Consider the following 19534-nt stretch of genomic DNA (forward strand, 5'->3'; position numbering starts at 1 on the left):
CGCTGACAGGCGCGTGTCCACTTACCACTTATTTTTATTTTCCCGGTGCAGCAGACACACAGCCAGTTACCTGGCCGCAGCGACGGTCTCGCGGAAAAAGCCGGAGGTCAGTACTGGCCACTGTTCGGCCCAATACTCGGTGGGCTTACGTTTAAAGCCGCTGCGTACATATTGCACTATGCGACCCTCGGCACTAGCCAACAACAGGTTTGCGGCACCGCCCAGAGGTAGGGTCGGGCGCAGGTGTTCGCGCAATTCCGCTTCACGCAGAATCTGACGGATTTGGGTTTCCAGACGGTCGAACAGCTGCAGGATGCGCCCGTGCAGGCGTTCGGTCTCGCCGGTCAATGCATCGCCAGTGAGCAGACGGGTAATACCCGGATTGCGCTCACAGAATGCCAGGAGAAGGTGCAGGATTCTCTGGCATCGCTCCAGGGCAGAGGGCTCCTCCTGGAGGATCAGTGCGATACGACTGAAAATAGTCTCCTCGATAAACTCGATGAGACCCTCAAACATTTTCGACTTGCTGGGGAAGTGGCGGTACAGCGCCGCTTCAGAAAAGCCAACTTCCTTGGCCAGGGCTGCAGTTGTAATGCGTGCGCCGGGACTGGCTTCCAGCATATGTGCCAGGGCTTCCAGAATTTGTTGACGCCGATTGATTTTTTCGCTGCTCATTGACTGCCTTTAGTCCACTTGGGGAGCGGACGGTGATTTTTGCTCTTGTTGCCTTCATATTGCGGCGGCGGAATCCTACCGATTCGTACGTCTGTCTTCAATTGCCAAGCGCTAATGCGCGACGTCTTATGTCTCACTATGATTAATCTGAGTGATTGGTAATCAGCGTGCCGACGCCGGTATCGGTAAATATTTCCAGCAGCACTGCGTGAGGTACCCTTCCGTCGATAATATGAGCAGAAGTGACCCCAGCTCTTACTGCGTCGAGGGCACAATCGATCTTTGGTAACATGCCGCCGTAAATTGTCCCGTCTTTTATCAACTCTTCCACTTGTTGTGTGGTCAGGCCGGTGAGTACTTCTCCCTGCTTATCTTGCAGCCCCGCCACATTGGTGAGCAGCATCAGCTTTTCCGCCTGCAGACATTCGGCGATCTTGCCTGCTACCAGGTCGGCATTGATATTGTAAGAAACGCCCTCCTTGTCGACCCCGATAGGGGCGATGACTGGAATAAAGCCACCTTGGATCAGCATATTGATCACATCGGTATTAACCTTTTTCACTTCGCCGACCTGGCCGATATCAATAATTTCAGAGGCGTGCAGGCCTGCACTCTCGTTTTTACGGTTAAGCTTACGCGCTTCGATTAACAAACCATCCTTGCCTGTTACGCCCACCGCGCGACCGCCGTTTTTATTGATTAGGTTGACAATTTGCTTGTTGACCGTGCCCCCCAGCACCATTTCCACCACATCCATGGTCTCGCTATCGGTTACGCGCATACCGTCGACAAAACGGGATTCAATATTGAGTTTATTCAGCAGCAGCCCGATTTGTGGGCCGCCACCGTGAACCACCACTGGGTTCATGCCCACAAGCTTCATCAGGATAATGTCTCGGGCGAAGCTGTTTTGGAGCTCGTGATGCACCATGGCATTGCCACCAAACTTCACTACTACAGTTTTATTGGTAAATTGCTGAATATAGGGCAGAGCCTCATTCAAAACCTGGGCGATGCGCAGAGCGGACTTCTTATCGAGAGACATGGTCATTCCTTTTTGATGGGATGCGATTGCATGGCTTTCCCCCGCCATCCAGTTGCCGCTGAAGAAACTGCGCGGTTGGGTGTCTTTTGGATTAAATAAAGCACTGACCACGAGTCTTTTGCGGCACCTGCCTGTGCCGCACTGAATAAAATAGGCGCGTTAGTTAAGTAGTTCCCAGTTGGGAACTACAGCAGTGGGAGCAATTTTCTTTATCTGTGCCATGACTACTTTTTGAATGCGTTCCAAGGCTTCTTTATTTTCGGCCTCGAAACGCAGCGTCAATGCGCTGGTGGTATTGGAGGCGCGTACTAGTCCCCAGCCATCAGAAAACTCAATGCGCAGACCATCGACAGTATTGATATCGGCATTGTCAAAATCGCCTTGCTCGCGCAGTTGTTTTATCAGGGAGAACTTTTCTTGTTCCTCCACGGGCAGCAATATTTCCGGAGTACTCTCCATTTGCGGCAGGGAGTCTAGGAGTTCATCCAAGCTCTGCTCGCGCAGGGCCATGATTTCTAGCAGGCGCGCGGCTGCGTAAATACCATCGTCGAAACCAAACCAGCGATCCCGAATGAAAATATGGCCGGATAACTCACCACCGAGAATTGCCTTGGTTTCGAGCATTTTATTTTTCATCGGCGCGTGGCCGGTTTTCCACATCACCGGGCGGCCGCCATACTGGCTGACCAGCTGGGCCAGGGTGCGGCTGCTCTTCACATCGAAGACGATCGTTTCCCCTGGGTTGCGCGCCAGAATGTCTCGAGCGAGCAGCATCACCAGTTGATCGGCCCAGGCGATGCGGCCGCTGCCGGAAATCAGGGTGACGCGATCGCCGTCGCCATCCAAGGCCACCCCTAGATCTGCGCCGGTCTCTGTCACCTTGTCGATCAACGCCCGCAGGTTTTCCGGACGCGAGGGGTCGGGGGGATGGTTGGGGAAGTCCCCGTCTACTTCGCAAAATATCGGGGTTACCGCGCAGCCCAGTTGTTCGAACAACCGCGGTGCCAGGACAGAAGTGGCGCCATTGCCCGCATCTACCACCAGATGTGGCTGCCCGGCCAGGGCCACGTTGTTAAAGATCTCGTCGATATATTTGTCTTTAATATCCTGCTCGCGGTTGCTGCCTTCCCCATTTTTAAAGGGCCCCTGCTGCATAAGCTGGTGTAGGCCTTGTAACTTTTCTTCGGACAGGGGGCGGCCCTTGAGCACGATCTTGAAGCCGTTGTATTCGGCCGGGTTGTGGCTCGCGGTTACCATAACGCCGCTGCTGGTGTTCTTGCCTTTAGCGCAGGCGTAGTAGAGCAGTGGCGATGGAATCAGGCCCAGGTCGATACTGTTGCAGCCGCTATCGAGAATGCCTTCCATCAGGCAGTTGCTGAGCAATGCACTACTGTTGCGGCCATCGCGGCCCACCAACAGGATCTGTTCTCCGGCGTGCTGTGCCAGAGTGCCCAGCGCCCGCCCCAGCTGGTAGGCAAAGGGCTCATCGATTTCCTCACCGGCGATGCCGCGAATATCGTATGCGCGAAACACGTGGTGGGGAAACTCAGAAGTGGGCTGGTGTTGCGGTTTGCCCGATGCGGACGCTGACCTTTCTGCAGCGCGGTTTTCCATGTCCTGCACGGGAACCTCTGGGGCGATACTTGGCGCCGATGCCAGCCCCTGGGGCATGGGGTCCACCGCCAATTGACTATCCTGCTGCAGCTCAGGCGTTGGGAAATTTTCACTTTCGCGCTTCCCGCTTTTTTGGCTGCGCTCCCAGGGGGCGCGGCTGTCTCGGGGTAGGAAGCGCATCAGTAACAGCAGGGTGAGCAGCAGGCCTACGCCAGCGGCGAGATAAATCCACAGTGTCGGCAGGCTGTGCTGCTGAGTGAATGCATTAGAGGGGCTGAATTGCACCTGCAGAAAACTATCCCGAATCGCTACAGAGTGGCTGAACCCACCGCCCTGCCCGCCGCGCCAGAGGGGTTGTGCAGCTGATTCGGGAAACTTCTGGATCAGTTGAATTTGTCCCAGGTTTTTATCGAGAGCCTCCAGGGATTTTTGCAGAACGGCAAAGGGCTGGCTGATCAGGATTTTTTGTTTGGCCAGGCTGATTGCATTGTGAAGCTCCCAGCTGTTGTCGGCACCGGTGCGCAGTATTTCCAAAGGTTGTTGGCTGTCTTGTCGAGCACGCTTTAGCAGGTCCACCAGGGCGAAGTTCAGGGCTGGGTTTTCGCCCGTGCCCACGCGGATCTGCGACTCCGAGAATGCCTGTACCCGAGAGTGTTCCGGTAGTTGTGCTGTTTTCAGCAGCTCCTCAAGGGGCTGCTCACTGCGTTCGAGTTGTTGCAGCTGCTGGGCGCGCTGCCCCAGCAGTGCCTGTACACTTTGAGCGAAAGTTTCTCCCTGTACCCGTGTTGCCTGCTGTACCTGAGCCTGGTTGTAGGGGGTGATTATATGTTCGACGATTAAATAGGCTCCGCAGAGCCAGGCGACGGCCGCCAGCAGCGATGGTAGTAACAGCCCCTTGTGCAATAGCGCTTCGCCCTGATTTTTCTTGTTGGAAACCACTGATTTTCCTGCCTGTAAACCTTTACTGCTGCGCTTTGGCGGCAATGATTTCTATTAATTGTCGCGCTAGGTCGGCCTTCAGGGCCTCAGGCAGTTGCGTGCTGCCATGGCGATCTATCACTATGACGGCATTGCGATCACTGTTGAAGCCGGTGTCGCTGCCACTGACGTCATTGGCGACAATCATATCGAGGTTTTTGCGCTGTAGTTTACTCTGCGCGTACTGCTCGACCTGCTGGGTCTCCGCGGCAAAGCCCACGGTAAAGGGACGTCGCTCGCTGCGTGCGGCGATACCGGCGACGATATCCGGGTTTTTAACCAGGGCGATAGCACTCTCTTCGCTGCCTTCGCGTTTCTTAATTTTCTGCTCTGCCACCGAGGCGGGGCGAAAATCGGCAACGGCGGCGGCGCTGATAAAAATATCGCAGAGGTCGGCCGCGCGCTCGGCGGCCTCCTGCATATCCCGCGCATCAATGACATCGACGCGCTTCACTTGCGCGGGGGTGGCCAGATTTACCGGCCCGGCGATAAGGGTTACCTCGGCACCGGCTTTATGGGCGGCCTCAGCCAGGGCAAAGCCCATCTTGCCGGAGCTGTGGTTGCTCAGGTAGCGCACAGGGTCCAGGGCCTCGCGGGTTGGACCGGCGGTAATTGCCACGCGCTTGCCGCGCAGGCAGTCGCTGGCGCCGAACTGGGACTCGGCCTGTAGGGCCAAGTCGGCGGGCTCCTGCATACGGCCGGGCCCCACGTCACCGCAGGCCTGGCTGCCAGCCGCCGGCCCCCACAGCTGTACCCCGCGCTCACGCAGGGTTTTGGCATTGGCAGCGGTGGCCGGGTGGCGCCACATGGCCTGATTCATGGCGGGGGCCAGGGCCACAGGTGCCTCACTGGCGAGGCATAGGGTAGTGAGCAGGTCGTCGGCCATGCCGCAGGCCAGCTTTGCCATCACCTGGGCACTGGCGGGGGCAATCAGGATCAGGTCGGCCCACTTGGCCAGCTCGATATGCCCCATGGCGGCCTCAGCCGCCGGGTCCAGCAAGTCGGTGTGCACGGGGTTGCCGGAGAGGGCCTGGAAGGTCAGAGGCTGCACAAACTCGCGCGCGCCGGCGCTCATCACCACCCTTACCTGGGCACCGCGCTCTTTCAGGCGGCGCACCAGATCGGCGCTCTTATAGGCGGCAATACCACCACTGATTCCCAAAAGTATGCGTTTTTCGGCCAGCGAGGACATAGATACAGTTTCCGAATATATGCGAGCGGGTTAGATTAGCATTTCTGCGTCTCGACTTATAAGGCGCAGGATAGACGCGAAAATCGTGCTTGTGGTGAGTTGGGGAGAGATTTCACAGAAAAAAGACTGTCAGGGAAGGCGGAGAGCGAAGATGAAGATCAAGGATTGGCCAGCAGCTGAGAGGCCCAGGGAGAAATTATTGGCGCGGGGTGCCGCGGCGCTGTCGGATGCCGAGTTGCTGGCCATTTTTTTACGGGTGGGGCTACCGGGCGTTTCCGCAGTGGATTTGGCGCGGGGCCTGCTGAGCGAGTTTGGTGGCCTGCGTGCCTTGTTGGAGGTAGATAGGGAGCAGTTTTGCCGCGCGCGCGGACTGGGAGACGCCAAGTTTGTGCAGCTGCAGGCGGCGCTGGAGATGGCGCGGCGTCATCTTGCAGAAATTATGCGGCAAGGCAGTGCTTTGTGTAGCCCCGCAGCGGTGCGCGATTACCTGGCTATGCAGTTGCGCCACCGTCGCCGCGAGGTTTTTTGCTGTCTATATCTGGATACTCAGCACCGGGTTATCAGTTTCGAGGAGTTGTTTGAGGGCACTCTGAATGCCGCCAGCGTCTATCCTCGCGAGGTAGTACAGGTGGCTTTGCAGCGGGGGGCAGCAGCCGTGATTCTGGCGCACAATCACCCCTCGGGAATCTGTGAGCCGAGCCAGGCGGATATCTGGATTACCGAGCGTTTGGTGCAGGCTCTGGAGCTTGTGGATATCAAGGTGTTGGATCACCTGATTGTGGGCGAGGGTCAGGCCCTATCCTTTGCTGAGCAGGGGCTGTTGTAGGTAGTTCAATAGAGAAGCATTGATTGACACAGAAGTACTGTACAAAACTTGCTCCCTACGGGCTCTTTTGGTATAAAACGCCGCTCTTTGCGGCCGGGCCAGATTCTGCACAGGTTCCGCCGCCATCCAGGAACCGGATTAGAATCCCGATTTTTATGTTCCCGCACACCCTTTTCCTCTTCAGGATTGGCGCCATGCGGGCACAAGCGTTTTGAAGAGGCCAACAGATGTCCAAGGTATGTCAGGTAACCGGTAAGCGTCCGGTAACCGGAAACAATGTATCCCACGCTAAGAACCGCACCAAGCGTCGCTTCGTGCCGAACCTGCACAGCCACCGTTTCTGGGTTGAGTCCGAGAAGCGTTTTGTGAAACTGCGTGTTTCTGCAAAAGGCATGCGCGTTATCGATAAGAAAGGTATCGACGCTGTCCTGACTGAGCTGCGCGCCCGCGGCGAAAAAGTATAATTAGCTGTATCCAGCTAACTGATTGGAGATTGAGCAATGCGTGAGAAGATTCGTCTGAATTCCAGCGCCGGTACTGGCCACTTCTACACCACTACCAAGAACAAGCGCAACATGCCTGAGAAAATGGAGATCAAAAAGTACGATCCCGTTGTTCGCAAGCACGTTATGTACAAGGAAGGCAAAATCAAGTAATTGCCCCCGCGTACTCGCAGAAGAGCCCGGTTTTTGCCGGGCTTTTTTGTGTCCGGTTCCCGGCTAAAGCCGTCGTGAGATGAGAGATGCCCGAACTCCCTGAAGTAGAAACCACCTGCCGCGGCCTTGCCCCCCACCTGGAAGGACAGCGGGTTAGATCCGTTGTGGTGCGACAGCCCCGGCTGCGCTGGCCAGTGGACCCGGATTTTGCCAAGCACATCAAAAATGCCAATATCCTGAAGCTGGAGCGGCGCGCCAAGTACCTGTTAGTACATACAGACAGGGGTTGTGCCATTTGGCATCTGGGGATGTCCGGTAGCCTGCGCCTGGTCGAGAAGGGTGAGCCTCCCGAGAAACACGATCATGTCGACTGGCGGCTCGATAGCGGGCTGATTCTTCGCTATAGAGATCCGCGCCGGTTTGGCGCCCTGCTGTGGACTGCGTCAGACCCACTGGCCCACGACCTGCTCAGCCACTTGGGACCGGAGCCGCTGTCGGAGGACTTTAGTGTTGACTACCTGTTCACCTCTTCCCGCAAGCGCAAGCAGTCGGTGAAAACATTCATTATGGATGGGCGTATCGTGGTGGGAGTGGGGAATATTTATGCCAGTGAATCCCTATTCCTGGCGGGTATTCGCCCGGACCGTGAAGCTGGGTCTATTTCCAAAGCCCGCTACTTGCGCTTGGTAGAGGCGATCAAGCAGGTATTGAGTCGTGCCATTGCCCAGGGAGGCACCACCCTGCGGGACTTTATCGGGGGGGATGGTAAGCCCGGCTATTTCGCCCAGGAACTCAATGTCTACGGCCGCGCGGGCGCACCCTGCCCCAGTTGCGGAAGCCCTGTGCGGGACATGGTTCTGGGCCAGCGCAGTACTTTCTTTTGCGCCCGCTGCCAGCGCTGAGCTGACCCTGCGATAGGGCGTTGGCGGGAATTTACTACTAGTATCAGAGTATTGCTGTCTGTGGAGATGGCCAGTGGTATTGGTACTGCCTTTTCTCACCGTTCTGATTTCAGCCTGGTGTATATGGAAGCGCCGCCAGCGCGCGGCCACCGTGTGGTGGTTGCTGACCATGGTGATCTACATCATCTGGTTGATTTATCACTCGGCCACTCCGCTGGACCTCTCCTTTTAGCCGGGGTGCCACTATGGTGTATATGGTTCGAAGGGTCGATGCCCTGGCTCTTCTCGGTCTTTCTGCGGTTCTCTGGATCGCTTTTATTATCGAGTTATACCAGCACCAACTGCCCTGCCCCCTATGTCTGCTGCAGCGAGTGGCTTTCACCATGGCGGGTTTGGGGCTGCTGATGAACTTGCGTTTTGGTGTGCGCCCAGCCCATTACGGCATTGTCATTCTGTCGTGTATTGCCGGATTGGCCGCTGCCGGGCGCCAAGTGTTGCTGCATATCCTGCCCGAAAATTCCGGGTTTGGAGAGCCCTTCCTCGGCCTGCATCTCTATACCTGGGCGGCTTTGGCTTTTTTTGCTCTACTCGCTTATTGCGGGGTCGCAATGATGTTGGGCTTTTTACGGCGTAATCTTTCCCCGCGTCGGTTCTCTTTTCCCGAGAAATTTATTGCGATCGTGTTTCTTACCATTGCGATGGCGAATCTGGCCAGCACGCTGCTGGAGTGTGGTCTGGGCCCCTGTGTGAGTGGCTCATTTGGCTATCACTGGCTCTGGCCTTGAGTAAATTGGTCGATCGCTCAATCGAATGAGGTTGCTGTCACCATGCAAAACTGGGCGTGGTTAGGGCAATACGATGGGAAGCTATATGCGCTGGCTAATTTTGTTATCGATTTTTTTACTCCTTTCCTGCGATCCTATGGCGAAGAGCGCAAGCTCTGACTCCCCCCCAAGTCAGCCTGCCCAGCTAATTGTTCGCAACGCTACCATTTACACCGCGGATAAGGTGCGCTCAATGGCTTCGGCAATGGCAATCAGGGATGGGCGCATCGTCTTTGTTGGCAATGAAGTAGATGTTGAGGACTATATCGGAGCCGATAGCAAAATTGCAGATCTAAACGGTAAGCTGGTATTGCCCGGGTTTTTTCAACGGGCAAAAATTCGAGGTTCTGCATCAAGAATCGATTTGTTTCCTGGAAACTCCATCGAAGACTACCGTTTGGCGGTATCACGTTATATTCGAGAAAACCCCGAGCAACAGGTAATTGTTGGTGATGGTTGGAATATGCAGGCATTTTCTGCAGAGCCTCCGCATAAAGGGATACTCGATCAAATCAATGACCTTATCCCAATTATTTTATTCTCATCAGATCGAAGCAGTATCTGGACAAACTCTGAAGGCTTGGCTGCCGCTGGAATTGATAATGATAGTGAAAATCCCGCCAATGGATTTATAGAAAAAAATGAGCACGGTATTGCTACCGGCTGGTTACGCGGCCCTGGCGCTGTCGCGTTAATAGAAGCATTAATTCCGAAATATCCGGATGGCGATTATCGAACAGATTTATTGCGTATACAGGAGTTGGCGGCTAGCAGTGGTGTGACGACCCTGTATGAGTCGGCTGTTTACTTAAAGGATAAGGAAGCCAGAAATCGTTATTTCGATATGCTATCCGATATCGACTCTATGGATATTCGTGTGCTGTCTTCTTTGGTGGTGAGTCCAACATTTAGCGAAAAAGATTTTTCACAGTTACAGCAGAAAATTAGTCAAATATCTATCAGTGATTATAAGCTGTCTTCGGTAAGCTTTATCGAGTGGCTTCCAAAAAAATTACAAATGAGGATTGCTGAGGAAATGCCTGATGGCGAGTCGGGATCTTTAAAAGCAGTCATTGCTCTGGCACAGAGGGCCCACTCTTACCAACTTCCTCTACAGATATTGGTTTCCGGAAAAGAGGGAACCAATAAGGCACGGAAAGTACTGGGAGACCTGGAGTCGGCAGGATTCGGAACGGAAATGCGCAATGCTATCGTCAATGCTTATTTGGAAGGAGAGACAGCCCTGAAAGGCATCTCTCAGGCGCATAGTGTGGCCTTTGTACAGCCGGAAAATATTTTTGCTTTGCAAAAGTATTCTGATTCCTCGAAGGCAAAGAAGCGTTTAGATAAACGCTTAAAGAGAGATAATAAATACCTTCCCCTGGGTGTCTCACTGCTTTCTTCCGACCTCTCTCAGGTAAATGGCATGGTAAGTCCTTTAGTGGTTATTCATCGGGGAGTGAATCACCATATCCCTATTTTTGATCTGGTTGAGGCTTTCACAATTAATGCTGCCTATGCCGGTAACCAGGAAAAAGAAACAGGTAGTATCGAGAAGGGTAAGTGGGCAGACTTTATTGTTTTAGATAGAAATATATTTAAGAGTACTGCAGCTCAGAAATCTGAAGCCAGAATTATAAAAACCTTTTACAAAGGGAGATTGGTCTTTGATCGAAAATTTCTAAAAAATAAGAGTTTCAGTAACTAATGTGTATGTTTACAAATAGATGCACTCTAATTTGTCTATTGAGTAAGATTAGAATTAACAATAAGAAAAGTACTCAGCTTTGTAGGTGTGCTCCTTAATAAATACCAGTAAATCCTTTGGGCGCTCTAGTTCACTGAGTCCAAGCTCAAAGATTTTCTTGCTAACCCTTGCGGCTGTATTTTGGGCTATTTCTAAAATTTTTGCTTGTGGTGGAAACAGACAGCCCTGCTGTAACAGATCTTGATCGACTTGCTCGGCAACCCCACGGGCGGCCTCAATAAAGAGTGAGTCGGGAACGCGTTTAGCACGCGTTGCATAAATAGCCATGGCTACAGCGGGAAAAATATATAAATTATTGGCTTGGCCCGGCAGGTAGGTTTTTCCATGGAGCGAGACCTTGGGAAACTGTACGCCTGCCGCATAGATGGCTCGACCCTTACTCCAGCTGTAGGCCTGCTCCGCACTGCACTCTGCGTGCTCGGTGGGATTGGAGAGTGCAAAGATAATTGGTCGCGGGTTGAGCGCAGCCATAGTTTCCACGACTTCCTGCGTAAATAATTGGCCGACAGTACTGACGCCAATCAAGGTTGTTGGCTTGTGAGTTTTTATCGCTTCTAATAATTGTGAAGTTGGGGCTTGGTCGTGCGCGTAGGGGCGCTGGAAGTCGAAGAGGTCTTCACGACTTTTTACCAGCAGTCCTTTCTCATCGAACATAATAATGCGGGCTTGGGCCTCTTCCCTACTGAGCCCTTCATTGACCAGTTCACTCACAAATAAATCTGCAAGCCCTATGCCGGCAGAGCCAGCACCGGCGAAGAAGATCTTTTCATCCTTTAACGAGCCCTGTTTGATTTTCAGGGCGTTAATCATGCCGGCCAGGGCAATACCCGCAGTGCCCTGGATATCATCGTTGTAGCAGCAGACCTTGTCTCGATACCTCTGCAGTAAGTGGACGGCGTCACTACCGGTCCAGTCCTCGAAGTGCAGACAGCAGTGTGGGTAGCGCTGCTGAACGGTGTCCACAAACTCATCTACGAAGCGGTATAGCGTCTCGGTATCCGGGCGTTTACGACGCAGACCCACATAGAGAGGATCTGCGAGTACCTGCTCATTATTGGTGCCGGCATCTAAAAAGAGTGGCAGTAAATGTTCTGGCGGCACGCCCCCTGCGGCGGTGTATAGCTGCAGTTTGCCAATGGGGATGCCCATGCCGTTCGCGCCTATATCCCCAAGCCCCAGAATTCGTCCTCCATTGGTGACACAAATAAAGCGAATGTCCCGGTCCGGCCAGTGGGACAGGGAGTCGGCGATACTGCCCTTTTGTGCAATAGACAGATAGACACCCCTGACCCTGCGCATGATATGGCTGAACTTGGTACAGGCTTCGCCGATAGTGGGATCGTAAATGATCGGAAGGAAGCGCACTGGATCGGACATCACCACCCGGTAAAAGAGCGTCTCATTGGTATCCAGCAGGCCGGTCAGATAGACGAATCGATCGATATCCGAGTGCTTGTGGCTCAGCTGCATCATCACCCGCTCTACCTGGGTTTCTATGGTTTCCAGGGCGTAGGGAATCAGGCCGTTAAGGCCAAACTTGCTGCGTTCGGCCTCGGTAAAAGCCGTGCCCTTATTGGTGCGGGGGTCGTGCAGGAGATCGATGCCAGTGGCATCCACTTTGCGCTGGTCCAAGAGGGGCCCTCCAGTTGCGTTTTGGCTTCTCGCTAGCTAGGGGGAAGTATGGACCAGTCTCAAGAAGGGACGTTGCTATCCGGAAAGTTGGCTTATAAATGGCAGCTTTCCGGGGAGGGATTTGGTTTTGAGGAGGCGTATGATACGCCTCCTCCAGAAAATCAGTGCCCCAGGGCACTGCCTTCCCGGCGGGGGTCGGCACCGCCATAGAGTGTCTTGTCTTTTATTGCGATCGCGTGAATACCGCTATTGAGATTGCGCTCAATGACCTGATGCCCGCGCCCTTTGAGTTTATCGATGGTGTCCTGGCTAAAGAAGCCGGGTTCCAGCTCGACACGCCGTCCGATAGCGCCAATGTTGCCGGCGGCGATGGCATCGGCGATAGGCATATTCAGCCCCAGATGGTAGAGGATGGTGCGGGCGGTGTAGTCGATAATGCGTGAGCCCCCAGGGGAGCCCACTAGCAGGCGCAAGCTGCCATCTTTATTAAATACCACCGTCGGCGACATGGAAGAGCGGGGTCGCTTACCGGCCTGAATACGGTTCGCCACCAACTCCCCATTGGCTGTTTTTGGGGTGAAAGAAAAATCGGTCAACTGGTTATTCAACAGGAAACCCTTTACCAACAGGCGCGAGCCAAACCCCGTTTCGATGCTGCTGGTCATGCTCACGCCATTGCCGTAGCGATCCACAATCACTAGATGGCTGGTATTGGGCATTTCCGGTGATTGGGCCGTTAGACGCTTGGCCGCCCCAGTATTGGGCTTGCCCGGTTTGGCTATGCTGGCGCTGTCGGGGTCAATCAGGGTTGCACGCTCGCTCAAATAAGCGGGGGATACCAGGGCCTTGCTGGGCACACTGATAAAATCTGAGTCGGCGGAATAGGCGTTGCGATCGGCAAAAGCCAGTTCTGACGCCTCGATAAACAAATGCGTAAGCAGATCGTCCCCGGCTTCCATTTCAGCGATGGGAAACTCCTGCAGCATGCCCAGAATTCCGCCCACGGTGGTGCCGCCCGATGAGGGGGCATCCGCACCACAGATCTGGTATTCGAGAAAAACGGAGCAGAGAGGCTGGCGCTGTTTGGCCCGATAATTGGTCATATCCTCAAGGCTAAGCAGGCCGGGATTTTTTGTGTCACCCCGCACTGCCTTGACGATGGCCTCGGCGATTTCACCTTTATAAAAAGCGTCCGCACCACCAGCGGCGATTATGCGAAGTGTGCGGGCATACTCCGGGTTCTTCAGCCGGTGGCCGACAGGCAGGGGGTTGCCGTTGCTGTCAAAGAAGTAATTGGCGATCGCCGGTCTTGCATCTACGTGGGGGAGCTTACTCAACAGCTGGTGTAGGCGTGGTGAAACTTCAAAGCCATTTTCGGCAAGCTGGATGGCCGGCTGAAATAAAACTTCCCAGGGGAGTTTGCCATCGCGCTGGTGTGCCATTTCCAGCATGCGGATGACGCCGGGTACTCCCACTGAGTAGCCGCCGATAACCGCCTGCATAAATGAACGCGGTTTACCGTCGTGCATAAAGTAATTTTCATCCACGCCTGCTGGCGCGGTTTCCCGGCCATCGTAATAACGCAGCTGCTTATCTTTAGCGTCATAGCTCAGCATAAAAGCGCCGCCGCCAATACCCGATGACTGAGGTTCCACTAGCCCCAAAACCATCTGCGCAGCGATCGCAGCATCGACGGCACTGCCGTTCAGGGCGAGGATCTGCTCGGCAGCTCGACTGGCGTGGGGGTTGGCGGTAACCGCCATATAGGATTCGGCCCTGGCAGACTTGATTGCGCTGCGGCCGGTATCGACTTCCGGCTGCGGCTCATCGGCTATGGCCGGACTCAGAACAAAGGCGAAGGCGAGGAGAAGGTGACGCACGAAACACTCCGCGGATTGTGGAAAAATCCGCTCGAGTGTATCAGAAATAACCAATTCCAGAGTTAGCGGAATTTCTCTTCCAGTGCCTTCTGCACGGCGGTTGGAACAAACTTGGTGACATCACCGCCCAGAGAAGCAATTTCTCTGACCAAGGACGAGGAAATGTAGGACAAATGTTCCGCCGGGGTCAGGAACAGGCTTTCCATATTCGGCGCCAACTGACGGTTCATATTGGCCAGCTGGAACTCGTATTCGAAGTCGGACACGGCGCGCAGGCCGCGCAGAACGCCATAGGCATCCACCTGGCGCACCAGGTCAGCCAGCAGGATATCGAAGCCGATCACTTCCACATTGGGCAGGTGGCCGAGTACGCGCTGGGAGAGCTCCACCCGCTCATCCAGGGTGAACAAGGGATTCTTCCGATTGCTGGCGGCTACGGCCACTATGACGTGGTCAAACAGGCGACAGGCCCGCTCCACCAAATCCAGGTGACCATTGGTGATGGGGTCGAAAGTTCCGGGGTAGACAACTTTTTTCATACGCCAAGGATTAATGCGGGCTGAAAGGGATGCGAATGGTAAACAATTTACGGCTAAGGCTCAAAACCGAATGCGTTAACCGGACCTGCTGACCGGTCAGTAATCAGCGGATGCGGCGGAGTCACTGCGATACAGTCGCATGCAAACCTGACCCGCACGCTTTTCCTTGATTAGCGACCAGTCGGGCGCAGTAGACAAAACCGTATCCCGGGGCGTCTCGATATAAATGAGTGCGCCCTGCGAGAGCCTGTCAGTAAGAGCACTAAGGCTTTCCTGCCACAGATCGTCCGCGAAGGGCGGGTCGATAAAGATAATATCGTAGGACTTGTTTCCGCTGCCCAGGAAATCCGCCGCCCGACAGTTATGCACCTGGCCATCCGTCGTTTCGAGCAGCTGGAGTTGCTGCTTCAGGGTGCGCGCCGCCAGGGGATTCAGTTCGACGAAATCCACCGAGGCGGCACCGCGGGATAGAGCCTCAAGGCCTAGCGCGCCGGAGCCGGCGAAGAGATCGAGGCAGTGTGCGCCAGGTAGATAGAACTGGAGCCAGTTGAACAAGGTTTCGCGCAAGCGATCACCGGTGGGTCTCAATCCCTCAACCGGGGCAAATTGCAATTTCCGTCCGCGCCACTGCCCTCCGATGATACGCAACTGGGAAAGGGGTTGTGGGCTTTGCTTGCGCGATGAACTTCTGGCCAAGGTAAATCTCTACTGGGGGCTTAGCGATGCTAAGATTAGCGTCTTTCTGCAAGCGGTACACCCGGATAAACGAATGATCTTTGATTTCCTGCGCAAAAAGAAAAAGCGCAAGCCCGAACAAAGCGAGCCCCAAAAGGAGCAGGCGGAAGCTATCGCCGCACCCGAGGAGGCGCCGGCGGAAGAGTGGCAGGAGCCATCTGTCACCGATAAAGAGCCCGCTGAACCGCAGGCGTCCACAGCCGAGCCGGCAGAGGCGCCCGCTCCGCTGAAGGAAGAACCCACAAAGGAAGCGCTGACAAAGGAAAAACCTGCGGCTGATGTGCAGGCGTTACCTGCAGACGTGCCTGAGCCTACGTCTGCCAGTGTGGCGACTACACAGCCCGAAACTCAGCCTGAACCTGAACCTGAACCGCCCGCCGCCACGGCACCACCGGTGTTGGAACCGACTCCTCAGGTACAGGAGCCCGCGCCCAAGCCCACTCCTGTGCAGGAAAAACCTGCAGAGAAGAAGAAAGAGGGTTTCTTTGCGCGTATTCGCCGCGGGCTCAGCCGCACCAGTAATCAGTTTGTCGAGGGGATGGGCAACCTGTTCCTCGGAGCCAAAGAGATCGATGAAGATCTGTTGGAAGAGCTGGAAACCCAGCTGCTGATGGCGGATGTGGGCGTCGAGGCCACCAGTGAAATTGTCGATCGCCTCACCGAGCGTGTTTCGCGCCGCGAACTCGCCGATGGCGATGCGCTCTATAAAGCGCTGCAGCAGGAGTTGGCAGAGCTGCTCAACAGTGTCGATGCGCCCCTGGTGCTGGATACCAGCAAAAAGCCCTATGTGATTCTGGTGGTCGGCGTTAACGGCGTTGGCAAGACCACCACTATCGGCAAGTTGGCACACCGCTTCCTCGGCGAGGGCAAATCGGTGATGCTCGCCGCCGGTGATACTTTCCGTGCCGCCGCAGTGGAACAGTTACAGGTTTGGGGGCAGCGACACGATGTGCCGGTGGTGGCCCAGCATACCGGTGCGGACAGCGCCTCGGTGATTTTCGATGCCGTGCAGTCGGCCCAGGCTCGAGGTATCGATGTGGTGATTGCCGATACAGCCGGCCGCTTACACACCAAGTCCAACCTGATGGAAGAACTGACCAAGGTGCGCCGCGTAATGGGCAAGCTGGACCCCAGCGCCCCCCACGAGGTGCTGTTGGTATTGGATGCCGGCACCGGCCAGAATGCGATTAACCAGGCCGCACAGTTTCGCGAGGCGGCCGGTGTTACCGGCCTGGTGCTCACTAAGCTCGACGGCACCGCCAAGGGTGGGGTGATCTTCGCTCTGGCGCGGCGCTTCGGTATTCCCGTGCGCTTTATCGGTGTGGGTGAACAGGCTGAGGACCTGCAGCCGTTCCGTGCGCGTGAATTTGTCTCGGCGCTATTTGGCCGCGATACCGCCTGATCGCTACTAAACCCTCTCAGGGAATAACAAGAACAAAATCGTGATCACCTTTGATAATGTGAATAAGCGCTACGCATCGGGGCAGGACGCCCTGGTGCGTATCAGCTTGGAAGTCCCCCGCGGCGATATGGTGTTTCTCACCGGTCATTCAGGTGCGGGTAAGAGCACACTTTTGAGGCTGCTCACCGCCATCGAACGCCCCACCAAAGGTTCGATTCTGGTAGCCGGGCAGAACCTCAACCGCCTGCGCAATAGCCAGATCCCCTATTACCGGCGCAACCTGGGTATCGTTTTTCAAAACCACCAGCTGCTGTTTGATCGCAGTGTCTTCGACAATATCGCCCTGCCACTGGCGGTAGCCGGCTGCAGCAAGCGCGAAGTGGGCCGCCGGGTGCGGGCCGCGCTGGATAAGGTGGGTCTCCTGGACAAGGAAAAGCATAACCCCATTACCCTGTCCGGTGGTGAGCAGCAGCGGGTGGGTATCGCCCGTGCGGTGGTGAACAAGCCGGCGATCCTGGTGGCGGATGAGCCCACCGGGAACCTGGACCCGCAGCTATCCCAGGAAATCATGCGATTGTTTTCCGACTTTAATGCCGTGGGTGTCACTGTACTGGTGGCCAGCCACGACCTGGAATTGATAGCGCGCATGCGCCGACGGGTTTTGACCCTGCAAGCCGGCCAGTTGATCTACGATGGAGTTCCGAGCCGTGAAGCACACCCAGTCTAGGGCACAGCGCCCGGCGAGCAGCGCCACTGAAAAGCGCCCGCGCAGCAGCGGTGCCGTGGCTGCCCGCACCGGTATTGCGGATCGCTGGCAGTCCTGGCTCGATCACCACCGCCAGGTAGCGCGGGAATCCCTGCGCCGCTTTATCGCAACGCCCATGGCCAGTGCCATGACCGCCCTGGTGATCGCTATCGCCCTGGCTCTGCCCGCCGCTTTGCAGCTCGGGTTGGCAAATTTCCAGCGCGCGGTGGCCGGCTGGGATGGTCAGCCGCAGATTTCGGTGTTTCTGAACAAAGGGGCACAGAAAGCCGCGATAGAGTCCTTCGCCGCGAAGCTAAGCAGTGATCCGGCCATCGCCGAGGTAACTTATATCTCCCCGGAAGAGGCGCTGGCGGAGTTTGAGCAGGCTTCCGGTCTCGGTGACCTCCTGGTGGGGCTCGATGCCAACCCCCTGCCGGCGGTATTACTGTTGCGCCCGCGGGATACGCGGGACAGTGACAAGTTGCAGCGCATCGTGGAAAACCTGCGTGAGCATGCCCTCAGTGACTCAGTAGTGCTCGATCTGGCCTGGGTGCAGCGCCTCACCCAGCTGACGGAACTGGGGCAGCGTTTGTCCGCGGGACTCGCTCTACTGCTGGCACTGGGGGTGATCCTGGTAGTGGTCAATACGATTCGCCTGCATATCGAGAGCCGTCGGGAGGAGATCCTGGTGGTGAAACTTGTGGGTGGCACCAATGCCTTCGTGCGCAGGCCTTTCCTTTATAGTGGCCTCTGCTATGGGGCTTTTGGTGGACTGCTGGCCTGGTGTCTGCTGCTGGGGGCAGTGCTGTTATTGTCTGGTCCGATTTCCGGCCTCTCCTCCAGTTACGGCAGCAGCTATACCTTGGCGGGGCCTGGCCTCAGCTACTTTGCCGGCCTAATCGGTGGCGCCGCTTTGCTCGGGCTGCTGGGGGCTTGGCTGGCGACGAGCCGTCACCTGCGCGAGATAGAGCCCAGCTGACCGGCTAGTGTCAGCAGACTTGGTTTCGCCAAGAAACGTAAAGCCGTTACAAAGAGGGGAACCTCGGGGGTATTGAGGCCCTCTAATCGGCTGCAATACAAGGGAATACGGCAGTTGGCGGCGGACTTTCTTAACCGCTCGTGCAAGTGCTACACTGAGTCCAGCTTGTCGCCGGATAAAGTGTCCGACGACAGCGGCCGCGGGAACCGGCCGACTAATAATGAGAGGAGAAACCTGAATGGGAACCAGCCTACAGCCAGTGCATACGCTGTCTCCGGGCGCCAACCTGGGAGCTTACATCCAAACGGTCAGCAGCTTCGATGTGCTGTCCGCAGAGGAGGAAAAGCGCCTGGCAGAAGACCTCTATTATCGCGAAGATATTAACGCGGCCCGCCAACTGGTCATGTCCCACCTGCGCTTTGTTGTGCATATTGCCAAGTCCTACTCTGGTTATGGACTCAACCAGTCAGATCTGGTGCAGGAAGGCAATGTTGGCTTGATGAAGGCGGTCAAGCGCTTTAACCCCGAGAAAGGGGTGCGTTTGGTCTCCTTTGCCGTGCACTGGATCAAAGCGGAGATCCACGAATTTATTCTGCGCAACTGGCGTATCGTGAAGATCGCTACGACCAAGGCACAGCGCAAGTTGTTCTTTAACCTGCGCGGGCAGAAGAAGAAACTGGCCTGGCTGAGCAACGATGAAGCCAAGGCTGTGGCAAAAGATTTGAACGTGGATGTCGCCCAGGTCCATGAGATGGAGGGCCGCCTCGCCGCCCATGACGCCGCATTCGATGCGGGGGTGGATGACGATGACGACACCGCCTGGCAGGCACCGGCACACTACCTGGAAGACCGCAGTTTTGATCCCGCAGCTCAGCTCGAGCGCGACAACTGGCAGGAAACCAGCCTCAACAGCCTGGCCAGTGCCATGGAACAGCTCGACGAGCGCAGCCGCGATATTATCCAGGCGCGTTGGCTGAGCGAGGAAAAGTCCACCTTGCACGAGCTGGCCGATAAATACGGTGTCTCCGCCGAGCGTATCCGTCAGCTGGAAAAGAACGCCATGAAAAAAGTGCGTGCGGCTATGGAAGCCTGATAGCGCGCCCTGGCAGTTCGGAAAAACCGCGCAGCAGCGCGGTTTTTTT

Annotated in this window: 19 protein-coding genes; 11 read left to right on the forward strand and 8 right to left on the reverse strand. The window is 55.7% G+C overall.

The features are described from left to right. Positions 1–66: 66 nt before the first annotated feature. The 4 genes from slmA to coaBC all read right to left on the reverse strand — a co-directional run bounded on the left by slmA (position 67) and on the right by coaBC (position 5504). Positions 67–675 (reverse strand): nucleoid occlusion factor SlmA, encoded by a 609-nt coding sequence (gene slmA / locus ACXAFI_RS18265; RefSeq protein WP_152455863.1) that lies wholly within the window; start codon positions 673–675, stop codon positions 67–69. 142 nt (positions 676–817) lie between these two features. Beyond that, the gene (gene argB, locus ACXAFI_RS18270) at positions 818–1720 is read right to left on the reverse strand and encodes an acetylglutamate kinase (protein ID WP_444920504.1); all 903 of its coding nucleotides are present in this window, start codon (positions 1718–1720) and stop codon (positions 818–820) included. Positions 1721–1879: 159 nt separating this feature from the next. Then, positions 1880–4273, reverse strand: a complete 2394-nt coding sequence (locus ACXAFI_RS18275; protein ID WP_475109935.1) for a phosphomannomutase/phosphoglucomutase — start codon at positions 4271–4273, stop codon at positions 1880–1882. Positions 4274–4295: 22 nt separating this feature from the next. After that, entirely contained in the window at positions 4296–5504 is a 1209-nt protein-coding gene (coaBC, locus tag ACXAFI_RS18280) for a bifunctional phosphopantothenoylcysteine decarboxylase/phosphopantothenate--cysteine ligase CoaBC (protein ID WP_475109936.1), read from the reverse strand. A gap of 151 nt (positions 5505–5655) precedes the next feature. Here coaBC and radC point away from each other — a divergent pair, with 151 nt between their 5' ends. From radC to ACXAFI_RS18315, 7 genes are all read left to right on the forward strand, one after another. Next, complete coding sequence (gene radC / locus ACXAFI_RS18285) at positions 5656–6330, forward strand: RadC family protein (protein ID WP_152455855.1); 675 nt, start codon at positions 5656–5658, stop codon at positions 6328–6330. A 227-nt stretch (positions 6331–6557) separates the two neighbouring features. Then, on the forward strand, positions 6558–6794 hold the full coding sequence (gene rpmB / locus ACXAFI_RS18290) for a 50S ribosomal protein L28 (protein WP_020413982.1): 237 nt from the start codon (positions 6558–6560) through the stop codon (positions 6792–6794). Between the two features lie 36 nt (positions 6795–6830). Further along, positions 6831–6986, forward strand: a complete 156-nt coding sequence (rpmG, locus tag ACXAFI_RS18295; RefSeq protein ID WP_020413983.1) for a 50S ribosomal protein L33 — start codon at positions 6831–6833, stop codon at positions 6984–6986. An 86-nt stretch (positions 6987–7072) separates the two neighbouring features. Next, positions 7073–7888, forward strand: coding sequence for a bifunctional DNA-formamidopyrimidine glycosylase/DNA-(apurinic or apyrimidinic site) lyase (gene mutM / locus ACXAFI_RS18300; protein ID WP_475109937.1), 816 nt, complete (start codon positions 7073–7075; stop codon positions 7886–7888). Between the two features lie 73 nt (positions 7889–7961). After that, positions 7962–8120: a DUF5993 family protein gene (locus ACXAFI_RS18305; RefSeq protein ID WP_172975468.1), complete on the forward strand. Its 159-nt coding sequence runs from the start codon at positions 7962–7964 to the stop codon at positions 8118–8120. A 13-nt stretch (positions 8121–8133) separates the two neighbouring features. Next, entirely contained in the window at positions 8134–8673 is a 540-nt protein-coding gene (locus tag ACXAFI_RS18310; protein ID WP_475109938.1) for a disulfide bond formation protein B, read from the forward strand. A gap of 85 nt (positions 8674–8758) precedes the next feature. Next, positions 8759–10420, forward strand: a complete 1662-nt coding sequence (locus ACXAFI_RS18315; protein WP_475109939.1) for an amidohydrolase — start codon at positions 8759–8761, stop codon at positions 10418–10420. A 54-nt stretch (positions 10421–10474) separates the two neighbouring features. Here ACXAFI_RS18315 and ACXAFI_RS18320 read toward each other — a convergent pair whose 3' ends face one another. The 4 genes from ACXAFI_RS18320 to rsmD form a co-directional block, all read right to left on the reverse strand. Next, positions 10475–12112 (reverse strand): NAD-dependent malic enzyme, encoded by a 1638-nt coding sequence (locus tag ACXAFI_RS18320; RefSeq protein ID WP_475109940.1) that lies wholly within the window; start codon positions 12110–12112, stop codon positions 10475–10477. A gap of 161 nt (positions 12113–12273) precedes the next feature. Then, positions 12274–13992, reverse strand: a complete 1719-nt coding sequence (gene ggt / locus ACXAFI_RS18325; RefSeq protein ID WP_475109941.1) for a gamma-glutamyltransferase — start codon at positions 13990–13992, stop codon at positions 12274–12276. A gap of 62 nt (positions 13993–14054) precedes the next feature. Continuing rightward, positions 14055–14531, reverse strand: a complete 477-nt coding sequence (gene coaD / locus ACXAFI_RS18330; RefSeq protein WP_152455845.1) for a pantetheine-phosphate adenylyltransferase — start codon at positions 14529–14531, stop codon at positions 14055–14057. A 96-nt stretch (positions 14532–14627) separates the two neighbouring features. Then, positions 14628–15227 (reverse strand): 16S rRNA (guanine(966)-N(2))-methyltransferase RsmD, encoded by a 600-nt coding sequence (rsmD, locus tag ACXAFI_RS18335; protein ID WP_475109942.1) that lies wholly within the window; start codon positions 15225–15227, stop codon positions 14628–14630. 433 nt (positions 15228–15660) lie between these two features. Between rsmD and ftsY the strand changes: the two genes are divergently transcribed. The 4 genes from ftsY to rpoH all read left to right on the forward strand — a co-directional run bounded on the left by ftsY (position 15661) and on the right by rpoH (position 19485). Continuing rightward, the gene (gene ftsY / locus ACXAFI_RS18340; protein ID WP_475110017.1) at positions 15661–16668 is read left to right on the forward strand and encodes a signal recognition particle-docking protein FtsY; all 1008 of its coding nucleotides are present in this window, start codon (positions 15661–15663) and stop codon (positions 16666–16668) included. Positions 16669–16708: 40 nt separating this feature from the next. Next, complete coding sequence (gene ftsE, locus ACXAFI_RS18345) at positions 16709–17395, forward strand: cell division ATP-binding protein FtsE (RefSeq protein ID WP_152455839.1); 687 nt, start codon at positions 16709–16711, stop codon at positions 17393–17395. Beyond that, a complete protein-coding gene (ftsX, locus tag ACXAFI_RS18350; RefSeq protein ID WP_475109943.1) occupies positions 17376–18392 on the forward strand; it encodes a permease-like cell division protein FtsX in 1017 nt (338 codons plus the stop codon). The genes ftsE and ftsX overlap by 20 nt, the downstream gene beginning before the upstream one ends. Positions 18393–18630: 238 nt before the next feature. Further along, complete coding sequence (rpoH, locus tag ACXAFI_RS18355) at positions 18631–19485, forward strand: RNA polymerase sigma factor RpoH (protein WP_444920495.1); 855 nt, start codon at positions 18631–18633, stop codon at positions 19483–19485. Positions 19486–19534 lie beyond the last annotated feature (49 nt).

It is taken from the genome of Microbulbifer sp. ABH2_005 (assembly GCF_056160005.1).